Source organism: Rahnella bruchi (genome assembly GCF_003614975.1).
Taxonomy (GTDB): Bacteria; Pseudomonadota; Gammaproteobacteria; order Enterobacterales; family Enterobacteriaceae; genus Rahnella; species Rahnella bruchi.
The window spans coordinates 1-16,065 of record NZ_QZWI01000031.1 but is presented as its reverse complement, the minus strand read 5'-3'; the positions used below and the strand labels follow the sequence as shown (position 1 = coordinate 16,065).

Genomic DNA, 16,065 nt, shown 5'->3' with positions numbered 1-16,065 from the left:
ATTGCACAAGCTCAGGGGCGACAGCGCTTTCCCGCTGCTGCACCAGAACAAAATCGGACAACCGGGGTTATATCACCGCGGGTGCTTTCACTTCTGAATCAGTCGGTAATATTTATGTTCAGGGGCATGAAAACGAAATGCTGGTTCAGGAGTTCCAACATATCGTTACCGTTCCAACCGATCCGCAATCAGGTCAGCCTGCCGGGCAACGTGCACACAAGCCGTTTATTTTCACAGTTGCGCTCAACAAAGCGGTTCCTTTGCTTTATAACGCACTGGCTTCAGGTGAAATGCTGCCGACCACTGAGATGAAGTGGTACCGAACGTCGGTTGAAGGGAAGCAGGAACATTTCTTCACAACCCGACTGACGGATTCCACCATCGTGGATATCAATTGTCATATGCCTCATTGCCAGGACCCCGCAAAACGTGAATTCACCCAATTGATCGAAGTCTCTCTGGCTTACCGCAAAATTGAGTGGGAACACGTATCGGCGGGTACTTCTGGCGCTGATGACTGGCGCGCACCGCTGGAATCTTAATTTCCGGCTAACAAGTACGCCCTGCATGAGGAGTGCAGGGCGTTACCTTCGTGCTTCCAGGAACTATGACAATGCCCCTACACGGAACCCGCTTTACCTTTATGGCAGGCAGTGTGGCTAAAGATGCCTTTGCTGTCGTGAGCTTTCAGCTCTCACAGGCCTATCCGAACTCTTCACTCTGGATGTCACGCTGGCCAGCCGTTGCGGATGCTCTATCAGCATGCCGCCTACGAAATTTTTGATTATCCGGGACGTTTTAAAGACGAACAGCACGGCGAAGATTTTGCCCGTTATCTGATTGAAGGCTGGCGCAATAACGCGGATATGGTCACCGGGAGTTCTAACTCACCCCGCCTGCAACCGGGCTTATGTTTTGCGCTGACGGTCCATCCTCTTGAAGATTTGAACAGCCAGTGGCAGGTTATCGCCTGTGAAATGCAGGGCGACCAGCCTCGACTGATTTCAGGACGGCGATGATCGGGTGCTCGGTGAATCGGATCTTACACATAGCGATCTCCTCAGGTGACATAATCAGTATGTCGGAAGATCTCTAAAAGTGAATAGGCCGGTTAAGCGGGATACTTACAATTCAACTTGCTGAGGGCGAACGCCTAAACGATCTCCCCTCAGTTTATTGAAAATTATAACGAAAGATGGAAAATTCTTTCCCAGAAAAACTTAAAATTCTGAGAGTTAAAGTACTTCCCCGTTACTCTCAATCACTTTCTGATACCAGCCGAAACTCTCTTTTTTCGAGCGCGCCATCGTGCCGGTGCCATCGTCATTTTTATCGACGTGGATAAAGCCGTAGCGTTTGCTGTACTGACCGGTTGTGAAAGACACACAATCGATGCAGCCCCAGGGCGTATAGCCCATCAGATCCACACCATCTTCCAGTACGGCTTTTTTCATCTGCTCGATGTGCGCTTTAAGGTAGGCGATGCGGTAATCATCGTGAATGACGCCGTCGTCACCTGCTTTGTCGATAGCACCAAAGCCATTTTCGACAATAAACAGCGGTTTCTGGTAACGCTCGTACAAAATATTCAGGGTGTAGCGCAGGCCTACCGGGTCAATCTGCCAGCCCCAGTCAGATGCTTTCACGTGAGGATTCGGCACGCTGCCTGCAAAGCCTGATAAGCCATTATCATCACTTGGGTTATGCGCGGAAATGGCATTACTCATGTAATAGCTCAGGCCGATGTAGTCCGCGCAGCCGTCGCGCAGTGCCTGCAAATCGCCATCTTCCATTTTGATGTTAAAGCCTCGACGTTCCCACTCTTTCAGCGCATAAGCCGGGTAGTAACCGCGCATATGTACGTCGCTGAACAGGAAGCGTTCGTGCATCGCTTCAACGGAATACATTACGTCGTCCGGATGGCAGGAGAACGGATACAAGGGCACCATGGCGATCATGCAGCCAATCTGGGAATCAGGGTTGATCTCATGACCGAGCTTAACGACTTTTGCGCTGGCAACGAACTGATGATGCAGCACCTGATACATGGTCTCTTCCGGGTTTTCCTGCTCGGTGAATACCACGCCGGAGCAGCAGTAACCGAACAGGGGATATTTCCAGTTGCGCTGGTTATTGATCTCGTTGAAGGTCATCCAGTATTTCACTTTGCCTTTGTAGCGTTCCATCACCACCTGGCTGAAGCGCACAAAGAAATCTACCACCTGACGGTTTTTCCAGCCGCCGTATTCCTTCACCAGATGCCACGGCATTTCGAAGTGAGAGAGAGTGATCACTGGTTCGATATTATGTTTGAGAAGCTCATCAAACATGTCGTCGTAGAATTGCAAACCCGCTTCATTTGGCTTTAACTCGTCACCGTTCGGGAAGATGCGTGTCCAGGCGATAGAGGTGCGGAAACATTTGAAGCCCATTTCCGCAAACAGGGCGATATCTTCTTTGTAATGCGAGTAAAAATCGACAGCTTCGTGGTTCGGATAGCTGTAGCCATCAAGCACACCGTCGGTCATTACGCGGTCAACGCCGTGTGCACCACCGGAAAGGACGTCGCAAATGCTGATGCCTTTGCCGCCCTTATTCCAGCCGCCTTCCACCTGATGCGCCGCAACTGCGCCGCCCCATAAGAAATCTTTCGGTAACTGATGACTCATTACGTTCTCCCTTGATGCGGGCGGAAAAGTCCGCCCGATAAACTGTAATTTAAGATTTAATTCATTTCAGCCTGAGTGGTGCGCGGGGCTTCTGCCTGTGCTTTTTTGATCGCGGCAACATCGGGTTCATCTTTAAAACCGACCAGCCAGGTGAACAGCGCACCGAGCACGAAGGCGACGGTAATCGACAGCAGGAAACCGAGGAACTGCGGCATGTGGCCTTCTTTGAAGAACACCGGCAGTACGGCGATACCTGGCAGGCAGTAGCTCCAGGACACGGCGTTAAAGGAACCGGCAATCGCACCGCCGATACCGCCCGCTACGCAGCTGCACAGGAAAGGTTTTTTCAGGCGCAGCGCCACACCGTAAATTGCAGGTTCAGTGATACCAAACAGACCGGTGACGCCAGCGGACAGCGAGATACCCTTCATTTCGCGGCTGCGGGTTTTCAGGTACACGCCGAACATGCTGCCGGTCATCGCGAAGACGGCGGAAGCCTGCAGGCCGGTAAAGGTGTCATAACCCAATGTGGCGTAGTTGCCGACGGTAACCGGCGTAATGCCCCAGTGCACGCCCAACGTCACCAGTGGCTGCCAGAATGCGCCGACGACGAAGCCTGCAATGGTCGGGCTAAGATGGTAGAGATAGTTATAAACGCCGCCAATTGCGCCACCAATCAGGTTACCGACCGGGCCAAATACCAGCAGGGTCATTGGTACCATAATCGCGATGCAGAACATCGGTGTGAACAGGTTGCGGATAACTACCGGGAGCACTTTATTAAAGAAGTGTTCGATATAAGACATCGCCCAAACCATCAGGATGATCGGAATGACAGAGGCGGTATAGCTCAGATATTTCACCGGAATACCCAGGAAATCGAGCGTCGGCGCGGAAACCGGAATGCCGACAACATTTTGCAAGATATTTGCAATATCAGGATTGCTAACCGCTTCACGCATCAACTGCTGCATGGCCGGGTCAGCGGAGTTGAGTGAGGTGATCTTAAACGCCGTCACCATATTCATGTAGTCGGGGCTGATCAGCGCGCAGGCTGTAATTACCGCGGTAAACGGATTGACGTTGAATTTTTTGGCTGCGGTAAACGCAATCATTACCGGCAGGAAGGTGAATGCTGTCCAAGATACAAAGTTGAGAATACGGTAGGTGCCGCTGTTGGCATCCATAATACCAATGGCTGCGAGGAAAGAGATAATTCCCTGCAAAATACCGCAGGCCGCCAGCTGATAAAGGAAAGGGGTGAAGATGCTGGAAATCACGTCCATGACGCGACTGACAATCCCGACGTCAGGGGCAGAGACTGGCGCATTTTCATCGACGTGGATCAGCTTAAGCACTTGCTTATAAGCATCACTGACATGGTTGCCGATCACCACCTGCATCTGACCGCCGGCTTCTATAACAGTGATCACACCTTTGACGCGTTTTAATTCTTCTTTATCGACCGCTTTATTATCTTTCAGAACAAAACGTAAACGGGTGGCACAATGTGTGATGCTTATCACATTATTTTCACCGCCAATATATTTAACAATATCCTGAGCTGTCTGAGCGTAATCAATTGCCATTTTTTATTATTCTCCTGCGGGGATACAGAGGTGAGTTTTTTTGTTTTTTTACTCGTTGGCAGGAGTGTAGCAAAAGAAAGGGTATTGTCACGATATAACAAAAAACAGTTTAGGTGATTTGTTACATCTTAAAAACACCCTGTTTTTTCATTGCGCTGAGTCACGTTTTATTAAAGGTAATTTCTTTCCTATGGTCTCAATAATATAAAGTACGGGGATCTGAGTGGTAATATTATATTGGCCTTCGAGCACAATTTGCGGCATGTGGTAAGAGATGTTGAGATCTGCCATCCTCGCCAGCGTTGAGGTTTCGCTGTTTGTCAGGCTGATTATCTTGCAGTTGTGCTGGCTGAACTGTGTGGCAAAGCGCAGCACTTCCTCCGTTTCTCCGGAGACCGAAAGAATAATAGCGATGGCATCTTTATACATATCGCTGTTGATCGGGAAATAAGGATCGTCAATAAAGGTGCTGAATTTCCCGACATTAGAGAAAAAACGGGCGCTGTATTTACCCAGTGATCCTGATGTTCCCACACCGACAAATATAATGCGTTGCGCGTTGGCTATTTGTCTGGCGGCGTTATCTAATAATTCATCGAACTCGCTATTATTAATACTTTTGAAATAGCTGATGATTTCGCTGATGCCAAATGAAACAGGTGGCTTTTCTTCATGTTCTAAAAACAGTTTAAAACGAATACGAAATTCGGAATAACCGTCGCAATCCATCTTTTTACAGAAACGCAGAACGGTTGTGGTGGATACTCCAGCTGCATCCGCCAGTTCACGAATAGTCATGTACATCACTTTATCGCCATTTTTGACGATGTAGTTATAAACCGTCAGTTCCAGTTCGTTTAACGCTGAAATGGCTTTGTGTGTGAACATGTGATGCCTGTTTGCAAAGAGCTAATAAAGAACGAAAACGATGTCAGAGATGTTTTAACATCGTCACTTCACAGTCGACATGGCCGGTATTGCCCATCGCACCGTCAATGTGTTGAAAGCCAAGACGTTCATACAGCGCGATAGCCTGTGTCAGACTGGCGGTGGTTTCCAGATAACAGCGCGCGAAACCCTGTGAGCGGGCATGTTCAATAGCCTGAATCGCCAGACGTTTCGCCAGCCCCTGACCGCGCAGAGAAGGCATAAAATACATTTTCTGCAATTCACACAAATCGTGTTCAGCGCCTGACAACGGAGCAACACCGCCGCCACCGGCAACCACACCATCCAGTTCTACCACCCAGTAAGCACAACGCGGCTGGCTGTAGCTTTCATAAAGATGATCTAAATTTGGATCAGCGACGGTGTAGCCTTTATCGGCAGTCAGGCCAAATTCAGCTGAAACGTGGCGGATCACATTAGCGATCGCGGCATTATCTTCGGGACGGATCGGGCGTACCAGCACGCTGACAGGAAAGGTGGTCGTCATGTTACTCACTCAGTTTCAATAATCGGCAATCAAACAGACTGTTTTAATACCATTTAATGCAGCACGGATGCAATGTTGCTGGCTTTCGGGTGCCCATAAAAAAGGCCGCTTGCGCGGCCTTTCTCATTTTTCCTTCGCGATATTACAACGCAGCAATCGTGGCTTTTTGTTCGGCCAGTTTCACTTTCGCTTCACCGCAGGCTGTCAGACGTTCGCGTTCTTTCGCGACAACGGCTTCAGGTGCACGCGCCACAAAACCTTCGTTAGACAGTTTGCCTTCGATAGATGCAATCTCAACGTCGAGCTTCGCCATTTCTTTGTCGAGACGCGCCAGTTCTGCATCTTTGTCGATCAGACCCGCCATCGGGATCAGCAACTCAGCGCCTTCGACCAGTTTGGTGACAGACACAGGGCCTTTGTCGCCAGCAGGCAGAATGGTGATAGATTCCAGACGGGCCAGAGACTTAATGAAGCTCAGGTTCTGTTCAACACGACGCTGTGCATCGGCACTTGCGCCGCGTAGCAGCAGTTCCAGCGGCTTGGCCGGAGACAGGTTCATCTCGGCACGCACGTTACGGATGGCGATGATCGCCTGCTTGATCCACTCGAGATCGGCCAGCGCCAGTTCATCCGCTTTCGCAGCATCAAACTCAGGGAAAGGTTGCAGCATAATGGTTTCTGCTGTGATGCCTTTCAATGATTTCACGCGCTGCCAGATGGTTTCAGTGATGAACGGAATAATCGGATGCGCAAGACGCAGCAGACCTTCCAGCACTTCCACCAGCGTATGACGGGTGCCGCGCAGTTGCGCTTCGTTGCCGCCGTTCATGACCGGCTTGGTCAGCTCCAGATACCAGTCGCAGAACTGGTTCCAGGTGAATTCATACAAAATGCTGGCAGCCAGATCGAAGCGGTAGTTATCCATCGCTTCACGGTAAGATTTCACCGTGCGGTTATATTCCGCCAGGATCCAGCGGTCAGCCAGTGACAGCTCAAGTTCGCCACCGTTCAGACCACAATCCTGATCTTCGGTGTTCATCAGCACAAAGCGGCTGGCGTTCCACAGCTTGTTACAGAAGTTGCGGTAACCTTCAAGACGCTTCATATCCCAGTTGATGTCACGACCGGTAGAGGCCAGAGCCGCCAGCGTGAAGCGCAGGGCATCGGTGCCGTGCGGTTCGATACCATTCGGGAATTGCTTCTCGGTGCGCTTGCGGATTTTCTCCGCCAGCTGCGGTTGCATCATGTTGCCGGTACGTTTTTCCAGCAGGTCTTCCAGCGAGATACCGTCGATCATATCCAGCGGATCGATAACGTTACCTTTGGACTTGGACATTTTCTGCCCTTCGTCGTCGCGGATAAGACCGGTCATGTAGACGGTGTTGAACGGAACCTGTGGTTTGCCGTTTTCGTCTTTCACGAAGTGCATGGTCATCATGATCATGCGCGCGATCCAGAAGAAAATGATGTCGAAGCCGCTCACGACCACGCTTGAAGGGTGGAAAGTTTTGAGATCAGGCGTCTGTTCTGGCCAGCCCAGTGTGGAGAAGGTCCACAGGCCGGAAGAAAACCAGGTATCGAGCACGTCTTCGTCCTGAGTCAGAACAACGTCTGAGCCCAGATTGTTTTCGCTACGAACTTCTTCTTCGTCGCGGCCAACAAAGACATTGCCTTCGGCGTCATACCACGCCGGAATGCGGTGTCCCCACCACAGCTGACGGGAAATACACCAGTCCTGAATGTCACGCATCCAGCTGAAGTACATGTTTTCGTACTGTTTCGGCACGAACTGGATGTCGCCTTGTTCAACGGCTTCCACTGCAACTTTCGCCAGCGGCGCAGTGCGGACGTACCACTGGTCAGTCAGCATGGGTTCGATAACCACGCCACCACGATCGCCGTAAGGTACGGTCAGATCGTGAGGTTTGATTTCTTCCAGCAGACCGGCTTCGTCAAACGCTGCGACCACGGCTTTACGCGCCGCAAAACGCTCAAGGCCACGGAACTGTTCAGGAATATCGTTGGCGCATGCATCGCTTTCTTCGCCGTTAGTGTCGAACACTTCAGCGGTCTGGCGGATATCGCCATCGAAAGTCAGGATGTTGATCATCGGCAGGCCGTGACGTTTACCGACTTCGTAGTCGTTAAAGTCATGCGCAGGGGTGATCTTCACGCAACCGGTGCCTTTTTGCATATCGGCATGTTCATCGGCGACGATCGGAATACGACGTCCCACCAGCGGCAGAATGATCTCTTTGCCAATCAGATCCCGGTAACGCGGGTCTTCCGGGTTAACCGCCACGCCAGTATCACCGATTACGGTTTCCGGACGGGTAGTGGCGACGACCAGATAATCTTTACCTTCAGCGGTTTTCGCGCCGTCAGCCAGCGGATAACGCAGGTGCCACATGGAACCTTTGGATTCGCGGTTTTCAACTTCGAGGTCAGAGATCGCGGTGCGCAGTTTCGGATCCCAGTTCACCAGGCGTTTGCCACGGTAAATCAGGTCTTCTTTGTACAGGCGAACAAATACTTCGCGCACGGCGTTGGACAGGCCTTCGTCCATGGTGAAACGCTCACGCTCCCAGTCCACGGAGTCGCCCAGACGGCGCATCTGACGGGTAATCGTGCCACCGGATTCAGCTTTCCATTCCCAGATTTTGTCGATGAACGCATCACGGCCATAGTCGTGACGGGTTTTGCCTTCTTCGGCCGCGATTTTACGCTCAACCACCATCTGCGTTGCGATACCTGCATGGTCAGTACCCGCCTGCCACAGAGTATTTTTACCCTGCATGCGCTGATAGCGGATCATGGCGTCCATGATGGTTTGCTGGAAAGCATGACCCATGTGCAAGCTGCCGGTAACGTTCGGCGGTGGGATCATGATGGCAAAGCTTTCTTTACTGGTATCACCATGCGGCTTGAAATAGCCCTGTTGTTCCCAGTGCTCGTAAAGCGGCTGCTCGATGTCTTGCGGGTTATATGTCTTATCCATTTCGCTTTGTATTTTCGTCGGTCGATGTGGTGACTGAAGGCGGCGTGGCCGTCGTCAAAGAGAAACCCACGCTGCGATAGGCTTTATAGCGTTCGCGCGCAAGTTGTTTAAGGGAATCTTCGTAAGGAACGAAGTCTACCACTTCATGGAAAGCAGTAGCAAAATCTGCAAATTCTGGCAGCAGGCTGATCAACAGGTCGCGTGGTGCATTGCCGCGTTTGCCCGGCCAGCATAATTCGACCGGCGCACCAAAGCGCGGGCCTTCACCGGCCAGATTGTGCGGGACAAAGTGGCCTGGCTCACGTTGCCAGAGTGCTTCATCCAGACGCTCAGCCTGTTTCTGATCCTCACAGGCCAGCAGAACCCGTTTGCCCATCCGGTAACGTTCAGCGGCGACCAGACAGGCCAGCGCTTCGTGTGAGCTAAGCTCGCCACTTGCATCCGGCGCATCGAGAAGAAAGAAGGTTGCCTGTTTCATGATGAGTTCACTGTGCTGCTGAGAAAAAAACAGGGGCGCAACTGGTGCGCCCGCCTGTGGAGGAGCTGGCGAACCAACCCCTGATACTGAAGATTATAACTTATTTGGCAGAGGAATCACTCATCGCCATCAAGGCCAGCGCGGTTGAGCAGGAACTGTGACAGCAGCGCAACCGGACGACCGGTGGCACCTTTGTTCTTGCCTGAACGCCATGCGGTACCGGCGATGTCCAGATGCGCCCAGCTGTATTTGCGGGTAAAGCGCGACAGGAAACAACCTGCGGTGATAGCACCACCCGGACGGCCACCAATGTTCGCCATATCAGCAAAATTGGAATCCAGCTGTTCCTGATATTCATCAGCCAGCGGCAGACGCCATGCGCGGTCACCGGCCTGTTCGGACGCGCCGATCAGTTCATGAGCCAGCGGATTGTGGTTCGACAGCAAACCGGTAATGTGATGACCAAGTGCAATCACGCAGGCACCGGTCAGAGTGGCAACGTCAATCACCAGCTCAGGATCGAAACGCTCAACGTAAGTCAGCGCATCGCACAGCACCAGACGGCCTTCGGCGTCGGTATTGAGCACTTCCACCGTCTGGCCTGACATGGTGGTCAGAATATCGCCCGGACGGAACGCCTGACCGCCAGGCATGTTTTCACAGCCTGCCAGTACGCCAATCACGTTCAGCGGCAGATTCAGTTCAGCCACCACACGCATCGCACCGTAAACGGCCGCAGCGCCACACATGTCGTACTTCATTTCATCCATATCAGCCGCGGGCTTAATGGAAATGCCGCCGGAATCGAAGGTCAGACCTTTACCGACGAGCACGATAGGCTTAGCGTCCGGATTAGGATTTCCTTTATATTCCATCACCGACATCAGTGATTCGTTCTTGGAACCCTGACCTACCGCCAGATACGCATTCATCCCCAGCTCTTTCATCTGCTGTTCGCCGATTACGCGAGTGGTGATGTTGGTGCTGAATGCATCTGCCAGCTGACGGGCCTGTGACGCCAGGTATGCGGCGTTACAAATGTTCGGTGGCATATTGCCGAGATCTTTCGCTGCTTTGATACCGGCTGATACAGCCAGACCATGCTGAATGGCGCGCTCACCGCTGGTGAGTTCACGGCGGGTTGGCACGTTGAAAACCATTTTACGCAGCGGACGGCGCGGTTCGATTTTATTGCTTTTCAGCTGATCGAAGGTATAAAGCGATTCTTTCGAGGTTTCGACAGCCTGACGCACTTTCCAGTAAGTATTACGCCCTTTAACGTGCAGCTCGGTGAGGAAGCAAACGGCTTCCATAGAACCGGTGTCGTTCAGGGTGTTAATGGTTTTCTGGATAACCTGCTTGTACTGCCGCTCGTCCAGCTCGCGTTCTTTGCCACAACCAATCAGCAAAATGCGTTCTGAAAGAATATTTGGTACATGATGCAATAAGAGGGTCTGACCCACTTTGCCTTCAAGTTCGCCACGGCGAAGCAGGGCGCTGATGTAGCCATCACTGATTTTATCGAGCTGTTCGGCAATCGGTGACAGGCGGCGCGGTTCGAAAACGCCGACTACAATACAGGCACTGCGTTGTTTTTCCGGGCTACCGCTTTTTACGCTGAACTCCATGCACTCTCCTGAATCTTAAAGACAAGGGCGGGAGGTACGGCTAGAATGAGTCGCCGGAGACACTCTCCCGTCATTGTGTTAACGACCTGTGTTAACCTAAACGGCGTTAGTTTTTATTTTGGCGGCTATAAGCAAGTTCCTATAGGACACCCCAATTCTCGGTGTTGTAATACTATTTTAGCTGCGAAGGTTGCCATATGATGAGAATAAATGACGGATTAGCGATGAAACTAGCGATTTTCCTTCAAAAAGACAAGTTTTCACAGGCGTATTAAGCGTGATCATCATTAGATATCTGGTTAGGGAAACCTTCAAGAGCCAATTTGCCATTCTGTTCATTTTGCTTCTCATCTTCTTCTGTCAGAAGCTGGTAAGAGTGCTCGGAGCAGCGGTTGATGGCGATATCCCAACAAATTTAGTTCTCTCACTTCTGGGGCTTGGCGTTCCGGAAATGGCGCAGCTTATTCTTCCGCTCAGCCTGTTCCTTGGCCTGCTGATGACGCTCGGTAAACTTTATACCGACAGTGAAATCACGGTCATGCACGCCTGTGGTCTCGGAAAACGCTCACTGGTCATCGCTGCACTGGTTCTGGCGTTATTTACGTCAATCTTTGCTGGCGCTAACGCCATCTGGCTCAGCCCTTGGTCGTCGAAACATCAGGACGAAGTGCTGGCCGAAGCGAAAGCGAACCCGAGTATGGCCGCGATGGTTGAAGGCCAGTTCCAGCAGGCACAAAACGGCAATGCAGTTCTGTTCGTGGGCAGCGTAAAAGGCAAAGAATTCCATAACGTTTTCCTGGCTCAGCTGCGCCCGAACGGCAATCAGCGTCCTTCTGTCGTTGTGGCAGATAAAGGACATATGCTGCAGCGCGCTGACGGCTCACAACAGGTAATGCTGGATAAAGGTACGCGTTACGAAGGCACCGCATTGTTGCGCGATTTCCGCGTCACGGACTTCACCGATTATCTTGCGGTTATCGGCCACCAGACTGTGCAGCTTGATCCGAATCAGTCTGATCAGATGACCATGACGCAACTCTGGAATTCCAGTGAACCGGAAGCCAGCGCAGAGCTGAACTGGCGTTTAACGCTGATTGTCTCCGTATTTATTATGGCATTGCTGGTGGTGCCACTCAGCGTCGTGAACCCGCGTCAGGGCCGCGTTCTCAGCATGCTGCCGGCTATCCTGCTGTATCTGATTTTCTTCCTGTTGCAGACCTCTCTGCGCTCTAACGGCGCGAAGGGCAAGCTGGATCCGTTCGTCTGGATGTGGGGGACGAACCTGCTCTACTTTGCACTGGCATTGGTGCTTAATGCGTGGGATACCTTGCCGGTTCGCAAGTTCCGGGCACGTCTGAGAGGAGTTGCCTGATGTTTGGCGTATTAGACCGTTACATAGGTCGCACAATTTTCAACACCATCATGATGACGTTGTTCATGCTGGTGTCACTCTCCGGCATCATCAAATTTGTCGATCAGCTGCGTAAAGTCGGGCAGGGCGGATATTCTGCCGCCGGCGCTGGCTTATATACTTTGCTGAGTGTGCCAAAAGATATCGAGATCTTCTTCCCGATGGCGGCCCTGCTGGGCGCATTGCTTGGTTTAGGTACGCTGGCCACGCGCAGTGAACTTGTGGTCATGCAGGCATCGGGTTTCACCCGTATGCAGATTGCTGCCTCGGTCATGAAAACGGCGATCCCGCTGGTGCTTCTGACCATGGCGATTGGTGAATGGGTTGCGCCGCAGGGCGAGCAAATGGCCCGTAACTATCGTGCGCAGCAGATGTACGGCGGCTCACTGCTTTCAACCCAAAACGGTTTGTGGGCGAAAGACGGTCACGACTTTATCTACATTGAACGTGTGGCGGGTGAGAAAGAGCTGACTGGCGTGAACATCTACCACTTCAATGAAGAGAACAAACTGCAGTCAGTCCGTTACGCCTCTTCGGCAACGTTCGACGGCGGTGAGTGGAAACTCTCTCAGGTGGATGAGTCTGACCTGACCGACAACCTGCAAATTACCGGTTCTCAGACCCTGACAGGTGTCTGGAAAACCAATCTGACCCCGGACAAACTGGGCGTGGTTGCGCTTGACCCGGATGCACTGTCGATCAGCGGTTTGCACAACTATGTGAAATATCTCAAGCAGAGCGGGCAGGAAGCTAAACGTTATCAGCTGAACATGTGGAGCAAAATCTTCTCGCCACTGTCTGTTGCAGTGATGATGCTGATGGCGCTGTCATTTATCTTCGGCCCCCTGCGCAGCGTGCCGATGGGCGTACGAGTGGTCACCGGTATTTGCTTCGGTTTCCTGTTCTACGTACTTGACCAGATCTTCGGTCCGTTAAGCCTGGTTTATAACATTCCGCCGATTCTGGGCGCACTGTTACCAAGCGGCCTGTTCTTCGTCATCAGTATGTTCTTACTGCTGAAAAAACGATAAACCCGCCATTACAGATAAACAAAAAGCAGGCTAAGCCTGCTTTTTTTACGTCCAGAGATTGTTAGCGGGAGCGTCAGATTTCGTTATTACGCACCAGGTCCGCGACCAGTTCATTCACGCCATCACTCATATTTTTAAACTTGGTCAGCTCGCTGCGGGTGACTACCACGAACACGCCTACACCGCGCTGCGGCACCATCGCGACATACGTGATAAAACCACCACCGCCACCGGTTTTCTGAATGATACGTGGCAGTAATGGCGTCGGTGCCATCGTTACCCAGCCCATTCCCAGCGAGTCCGCCATGCCCGGCACATCCATCCCTTTGAGCGAGACCAGGTCCGTGCGTTTGTAATACATCTTCTGCGCCATATCGGCGGTGGTGGTGCGCTGTCCAAGGAACTGTCGCATCCAGCGGCCCATATCGGCTGGCGTAGAGTAAAGCCCGCCGCTGCCCGCCGCTGCAATGGTATTGATGCACGGACTTGGTCGGAGACCTTCCATCAGGCGTGAGCACTGGCTGGCGTTTGGCGTCAGCGTCGTATCAATCATGCCCAGTGGCTGAGTAATCTGATCGCGCAGCAATTGTGTGTAAGGCTGATTGGCGGCTTTCGATAACGCATCGGAAAGCAGGTCAAAGGCCAGATTAGAGTAAGACGCACGGGCACCCGGTGGCACAGTGAGTTTTGCGACGCTCAGCCAGGTCCAGCGATCGCTTTTGGTCGGCCAGGTGAAGACAGCACGATGCGCGACGCCACCCGGTTGTTCACGCGGCAGACCGCTGGTATGCGTGGCAAGATTCAGCAACGTAATCGGATTGGTGCCGCTGTAAGCAGGGACACGTGCACCGGACGGGGCGTATTTTCGCAGCGGGTCATTAATGCTGACTTTTCCCTGCTGTGCCATTTTCACCAGCACTTCGCTGGTAATAAGCTTAGTCAGCGAGGCGATACGCACCACGGAGTCTTCACGCGGACGCAAATCGGAGCCCGGTTTTGTTTCCCCGAAGCTGCGAAAAACTTGCTGATTATTATCAACGACCACCAGCGCCATTCCCATAGCGCCACTGCCGTAAAAGATGTGTTCTGCATGGTCATCCACGACCTGCGACGCCAGACGCACATTAGTCTGCGCGTGGCTCCATAAAGGCGTACTGGCGAAGGCCAGCGCGAGGAGCGAAAGTGAGAGTTTTTTCAACAAGCTGGTATCCATCAACAGGGCAAGATCTATTCGTGATTTGTATACTAATGCGAACTTTGAAAAACGGCATCGGAAAAACGCAGGCAAATCGAAGTTTTTTGTCAGCAAAACCCCTCTGAGCTGCGGTTCGTGTCTGTTTTTTCAACACTTAAACCGTACAAGACGGGATAACTATTGCGTGACCCGCTGGGCTGGGTATAATGCCCACGTTTTCCGCATACTACTTTCTGTGCCGAAGTGGCGAAATCGGTAGACGCAGTTGATTCAAAATCAACCATCGAAAGATGTGCCGGTTCGATTCCGGCCTTCGGCACCATTAGTATGTAAATAGACCTCAACTGAGGTCTTTTTTTATGCCTAAAATCCAGTCCCCGCAAGGCTTTGCCCCGCTTTTCAGTCAACCGACGTCAATCTGAGTTACCCCACATCAACATGGTTGTGAGTATAGAACCGAGTATATATGCTGGTTCGATAATGTTTGTACCCACACAGAACCTTTGAAAGGATATTCAACATGGCTCTGAGTGATGTGAAGGTTCGTACAGCCAAGCCTGAAGCTAAAGCGTATAAGCTCACAGATGGCGATGGCATGGTGTTGCTGGTTCATCCTAACGGTTCAAAGTACTGGCGCTTACGTTATCGCTTTGATGGTAAGGAGAAGATGCTGGCGCTGGGTATATACCCAGAAGTAACGCTTGCTGATGCCAGGGCGCGACGTGATGAAGCCCGTAAGCAGTTAGCGAACGGCATTGACCCTAGTGATAAAAAGAAAACAGATAAGATCGAGCAGGCTGAAACTCGAACATTCAAAGAAGTTGCGATTGAATGGCATGCTACGAATAAGAAGTGGTCGAAGGATCATAGCAATCGTGTTTTGAAAACCCTCGAGGACAACCTCTTCCCCTCTATCGGTAAATGCAATATCACCGAACTTAAAACCCGCGATTTGCTGGCACCCATTAAAGCCGTAGAGAAGTCTGGACGTCTTGAGATTGGTTCTCGTCTTCAGCAGCGAATCACCGCAATCATGCGCTATGCCGTACAAAGCGGTTTAACCGACTACAATCCCGCGCAGGAAATGGCTGGAGCCGTCGCTACAGCAAAACGGCAACATCGTCCCGCCTTAGAACTTAGCCGTACTCCTGAACTACTTCACCGTATCGACACCTACACCGGCAGACCGCTCACTCGTTTGGCAATAGAGATGACATTGCTTGTCTTTATCCGTTCAAGTGAGCTGCGTTACGCCCGCTGGTCAGAGATCGACTTCGAGACAGCAATGTGGACGATACCGGCAGACCGCGAACCTTTGGAAGGCGTTAAGCACTCTCACCGCGGGTCAAAGATGCGTACGCCGCACCTGGTACCTTTATCTCGTCAGGCCCTTGCAGTCCTTGAGAAAATAAAACGGCTAAATGGTAATCGCGATTTAATTTTCGTTGGCGATCATGATCCGCGTAAACCAATGAGTGAAAATACGGTAAACAATGCACTTCGGGTAATGGGCTACGATACGAAAGTCGAGGTTTACGGTCATGGCTTCAGAACTGTAAGTATCCCAGCTTTAGTTCCAGGCACTTTTTGAGACTTCCGGGTTTTCGGCCATCAGCCGATATTCTTCTGGC

General features: G+C 51.7%; 11 protein-coding genes, 1 tRNA gene and 2 pseudogenes. 6 read left to right on the top strand and 8 right to left on the bottom strand.

Features of this window, described 5'->3' with window-relative positions; translation table 11 throughout:
• The first annotated feature begins 71 nt into the window (after positions 1-71).
• Together D5398_RS25000 and D5398_RS24995 are read left to right on the top strand one after the other, a co-directional pair.
• Entirely contained in the window at positions 72-542 is a 471-nt protein-coding gene (locus D5398_RS25000; RefSeq protein WP_120509998.1) for an Hcp family type VI secretion system effector, read from the top strand.
• Positions 543-749: 207 nt separating this feature from the next.
• A pseudogene (locus tag D5398_RS24995) lies at positions 750-932 on the top strand (contractile injection system protein, VgrG/Pvc8 family); the annotation flags it as partial.
• A gap of 303 nt (positions 933-1,235) precedes the next feature.
• Here the strand turns inward: D5398_RS24995 and D5398_RS24990 are convergent.
• From D5398_RS24990 to pepA, 7 genes are all read right to left on the bottom strand, one after another.
• Positions 1,236-2,669 carry a 6-phospho-beta-glucosidase gene (locus D5398_RS24990; protein ID WP_120509996.1) on the bottom strand — a complete coding sequence of 478 codons (1,434 nt, stop codon included), beginning with the start codon at positions 2,667-2,669 and terminating at the stop codon, positions 1,236-1,238.
• A 56-nt stretch (positions 2,670-2,725) separates the two neighbouring features.
• Positions 2,726-4,258 (bottom strand): PTS transporter subunit EIIC, encoded by a 1,533-nt coding sequence (locus tag D5398_RS24985; RefSeq protein WP_120509995.1) that lies wholly within the window; start codon positions 4,256-4,258, stop codon positions 2,726-2,728.
• A 147-nt stretch (positions 4,259-4,405) separates the two neighbouring features.
• Positions 4,406-5,146 carry a MurR/RpiR family transcriptional regulator gene (locus D5398_RS24980; protein WP_120132587.1) on the bottom strand — a complete coding sequence of 247 codons (741 nt, stop codon included), beginning with the start codon at positions 5,144-5,146 and terminating at the stop codon, positions 4,406-4,408.
• Between the two features lie 43 nt (positions 5,147-5,189).
• A complete protein-coding gene (locus D5398_RS24975; RefSeq protein WP_120509994.1) occupies positions 5,190-5,693 on the bottom strand; it encodes a GNAT family N-acetyltransferase in 504 nt (167 codons plus the stop codon).
• A 142-nt stretch (positions 5,694-5,835) separates the two neighbouring features.
• Entirely contained in the window at positions 5,836-8,691 is a 2,856-nt protein-coding gene (locus D5398_RS24970) for a valine--tRNA ligase (RefSeq protein ID WP_120509993.1), read from the bottom strand.
• The gene (locus D5398_RS24965; protein ID WP_120509992.1) at positions 8,684-9,169 is read right to left on the bottom strand and encodes a DNA polymerase III subunit chi; all 486 of its coding nucleotides are present in this window, start codon (positions 9,167-9,169) and stop codon (positions 8,684-8,686) included. The genes D5398_RS24970 and D5398_RS24965 overlap by 8 nt, the downstream gene beginning before the upstream one ends.
• Positions 9,170-9,285: 116 nt before the next feature.
• Entirely contained in the window at positions 9,286-10,797 is a 1,512-nt protein-coding gene (gene pepA / locus D5398_RS24960; RefSeq protein ID WP_120132583.1) for a leucyl aminopeptidase, read from the bottom strand.
• A gap of 277 nt (positions 10,798-11,074) precedes the next feature.
• On the opposite strand from pepA, the gene lptF reads away from it, so the two are divergent.
• On the top strand, positions 11,075-12,169 hold the full coding sequence (gene lptF, locus D5398_RS24950; RefSeq protein WP_120509991.1) for an LPS export ABC transporter permease LptF: 1,095 nt from the start codon (positions 11,075-11,077) through the stop codon (positions 12,167-12,169).
• The gene (lptG, locus tag D5398_RS24945) at positions 12,169-13,239 is read left to right on the top strand and encodes an LPS export ABC transporter permease LptG (RefSeq protein ID WP_120509990.1); all 1,071 of its coding nucleotides are present in this window, start codon (positions 12,169-12,171) and stop codon (positions 13,237-13,239) included. The genes lptF and lptG overlap by 1 nt, the downstream gene beginning before the upstream one ends.
• Before the next feature lie 73 nt (positions 13,240-13,312).
• On the opposite strand, the gene ampH is transcribed toward lptG, so the two are convergent.
• Complete coding sequence (gene ampH, locus D5398_RS24940; protein ID WP_120509989.1) at positions 13,313-14,452, bottom strand: D-alanyl-D-alanine-carboxypeptidase/endopeptidase AmpH; 1,140 nt, start codon at positions 14,450-14,452, stop codon at positions 13,313-13,315.
• A 219-nt stretch (positions 14,453-14,671) separates the two neighbouring features.
• Here ampH and D5398_RS24935 point away from each other — a divergent pair.
• Together D5398_RS24935 and D5398_RS24930 are read left to right on the top strand one after the other, a co-directional pair.
• Positions 14,672-14,756: transfer RNA gene (locus D5398_RS24935), tRNA-Leu, on the top strand.
• A gap of 198 nt (positions 14,757-14,954) precedes the next feature.
• Positions 14,955-16,010 (top strand): annotated as a pseudogene (locus D5398_RS24930) (tyrosine-type recombinase/integrase); the annotation flags it as partial.
• Positions 16,011-16,065 lie beyond the last annotated feature (55 nt).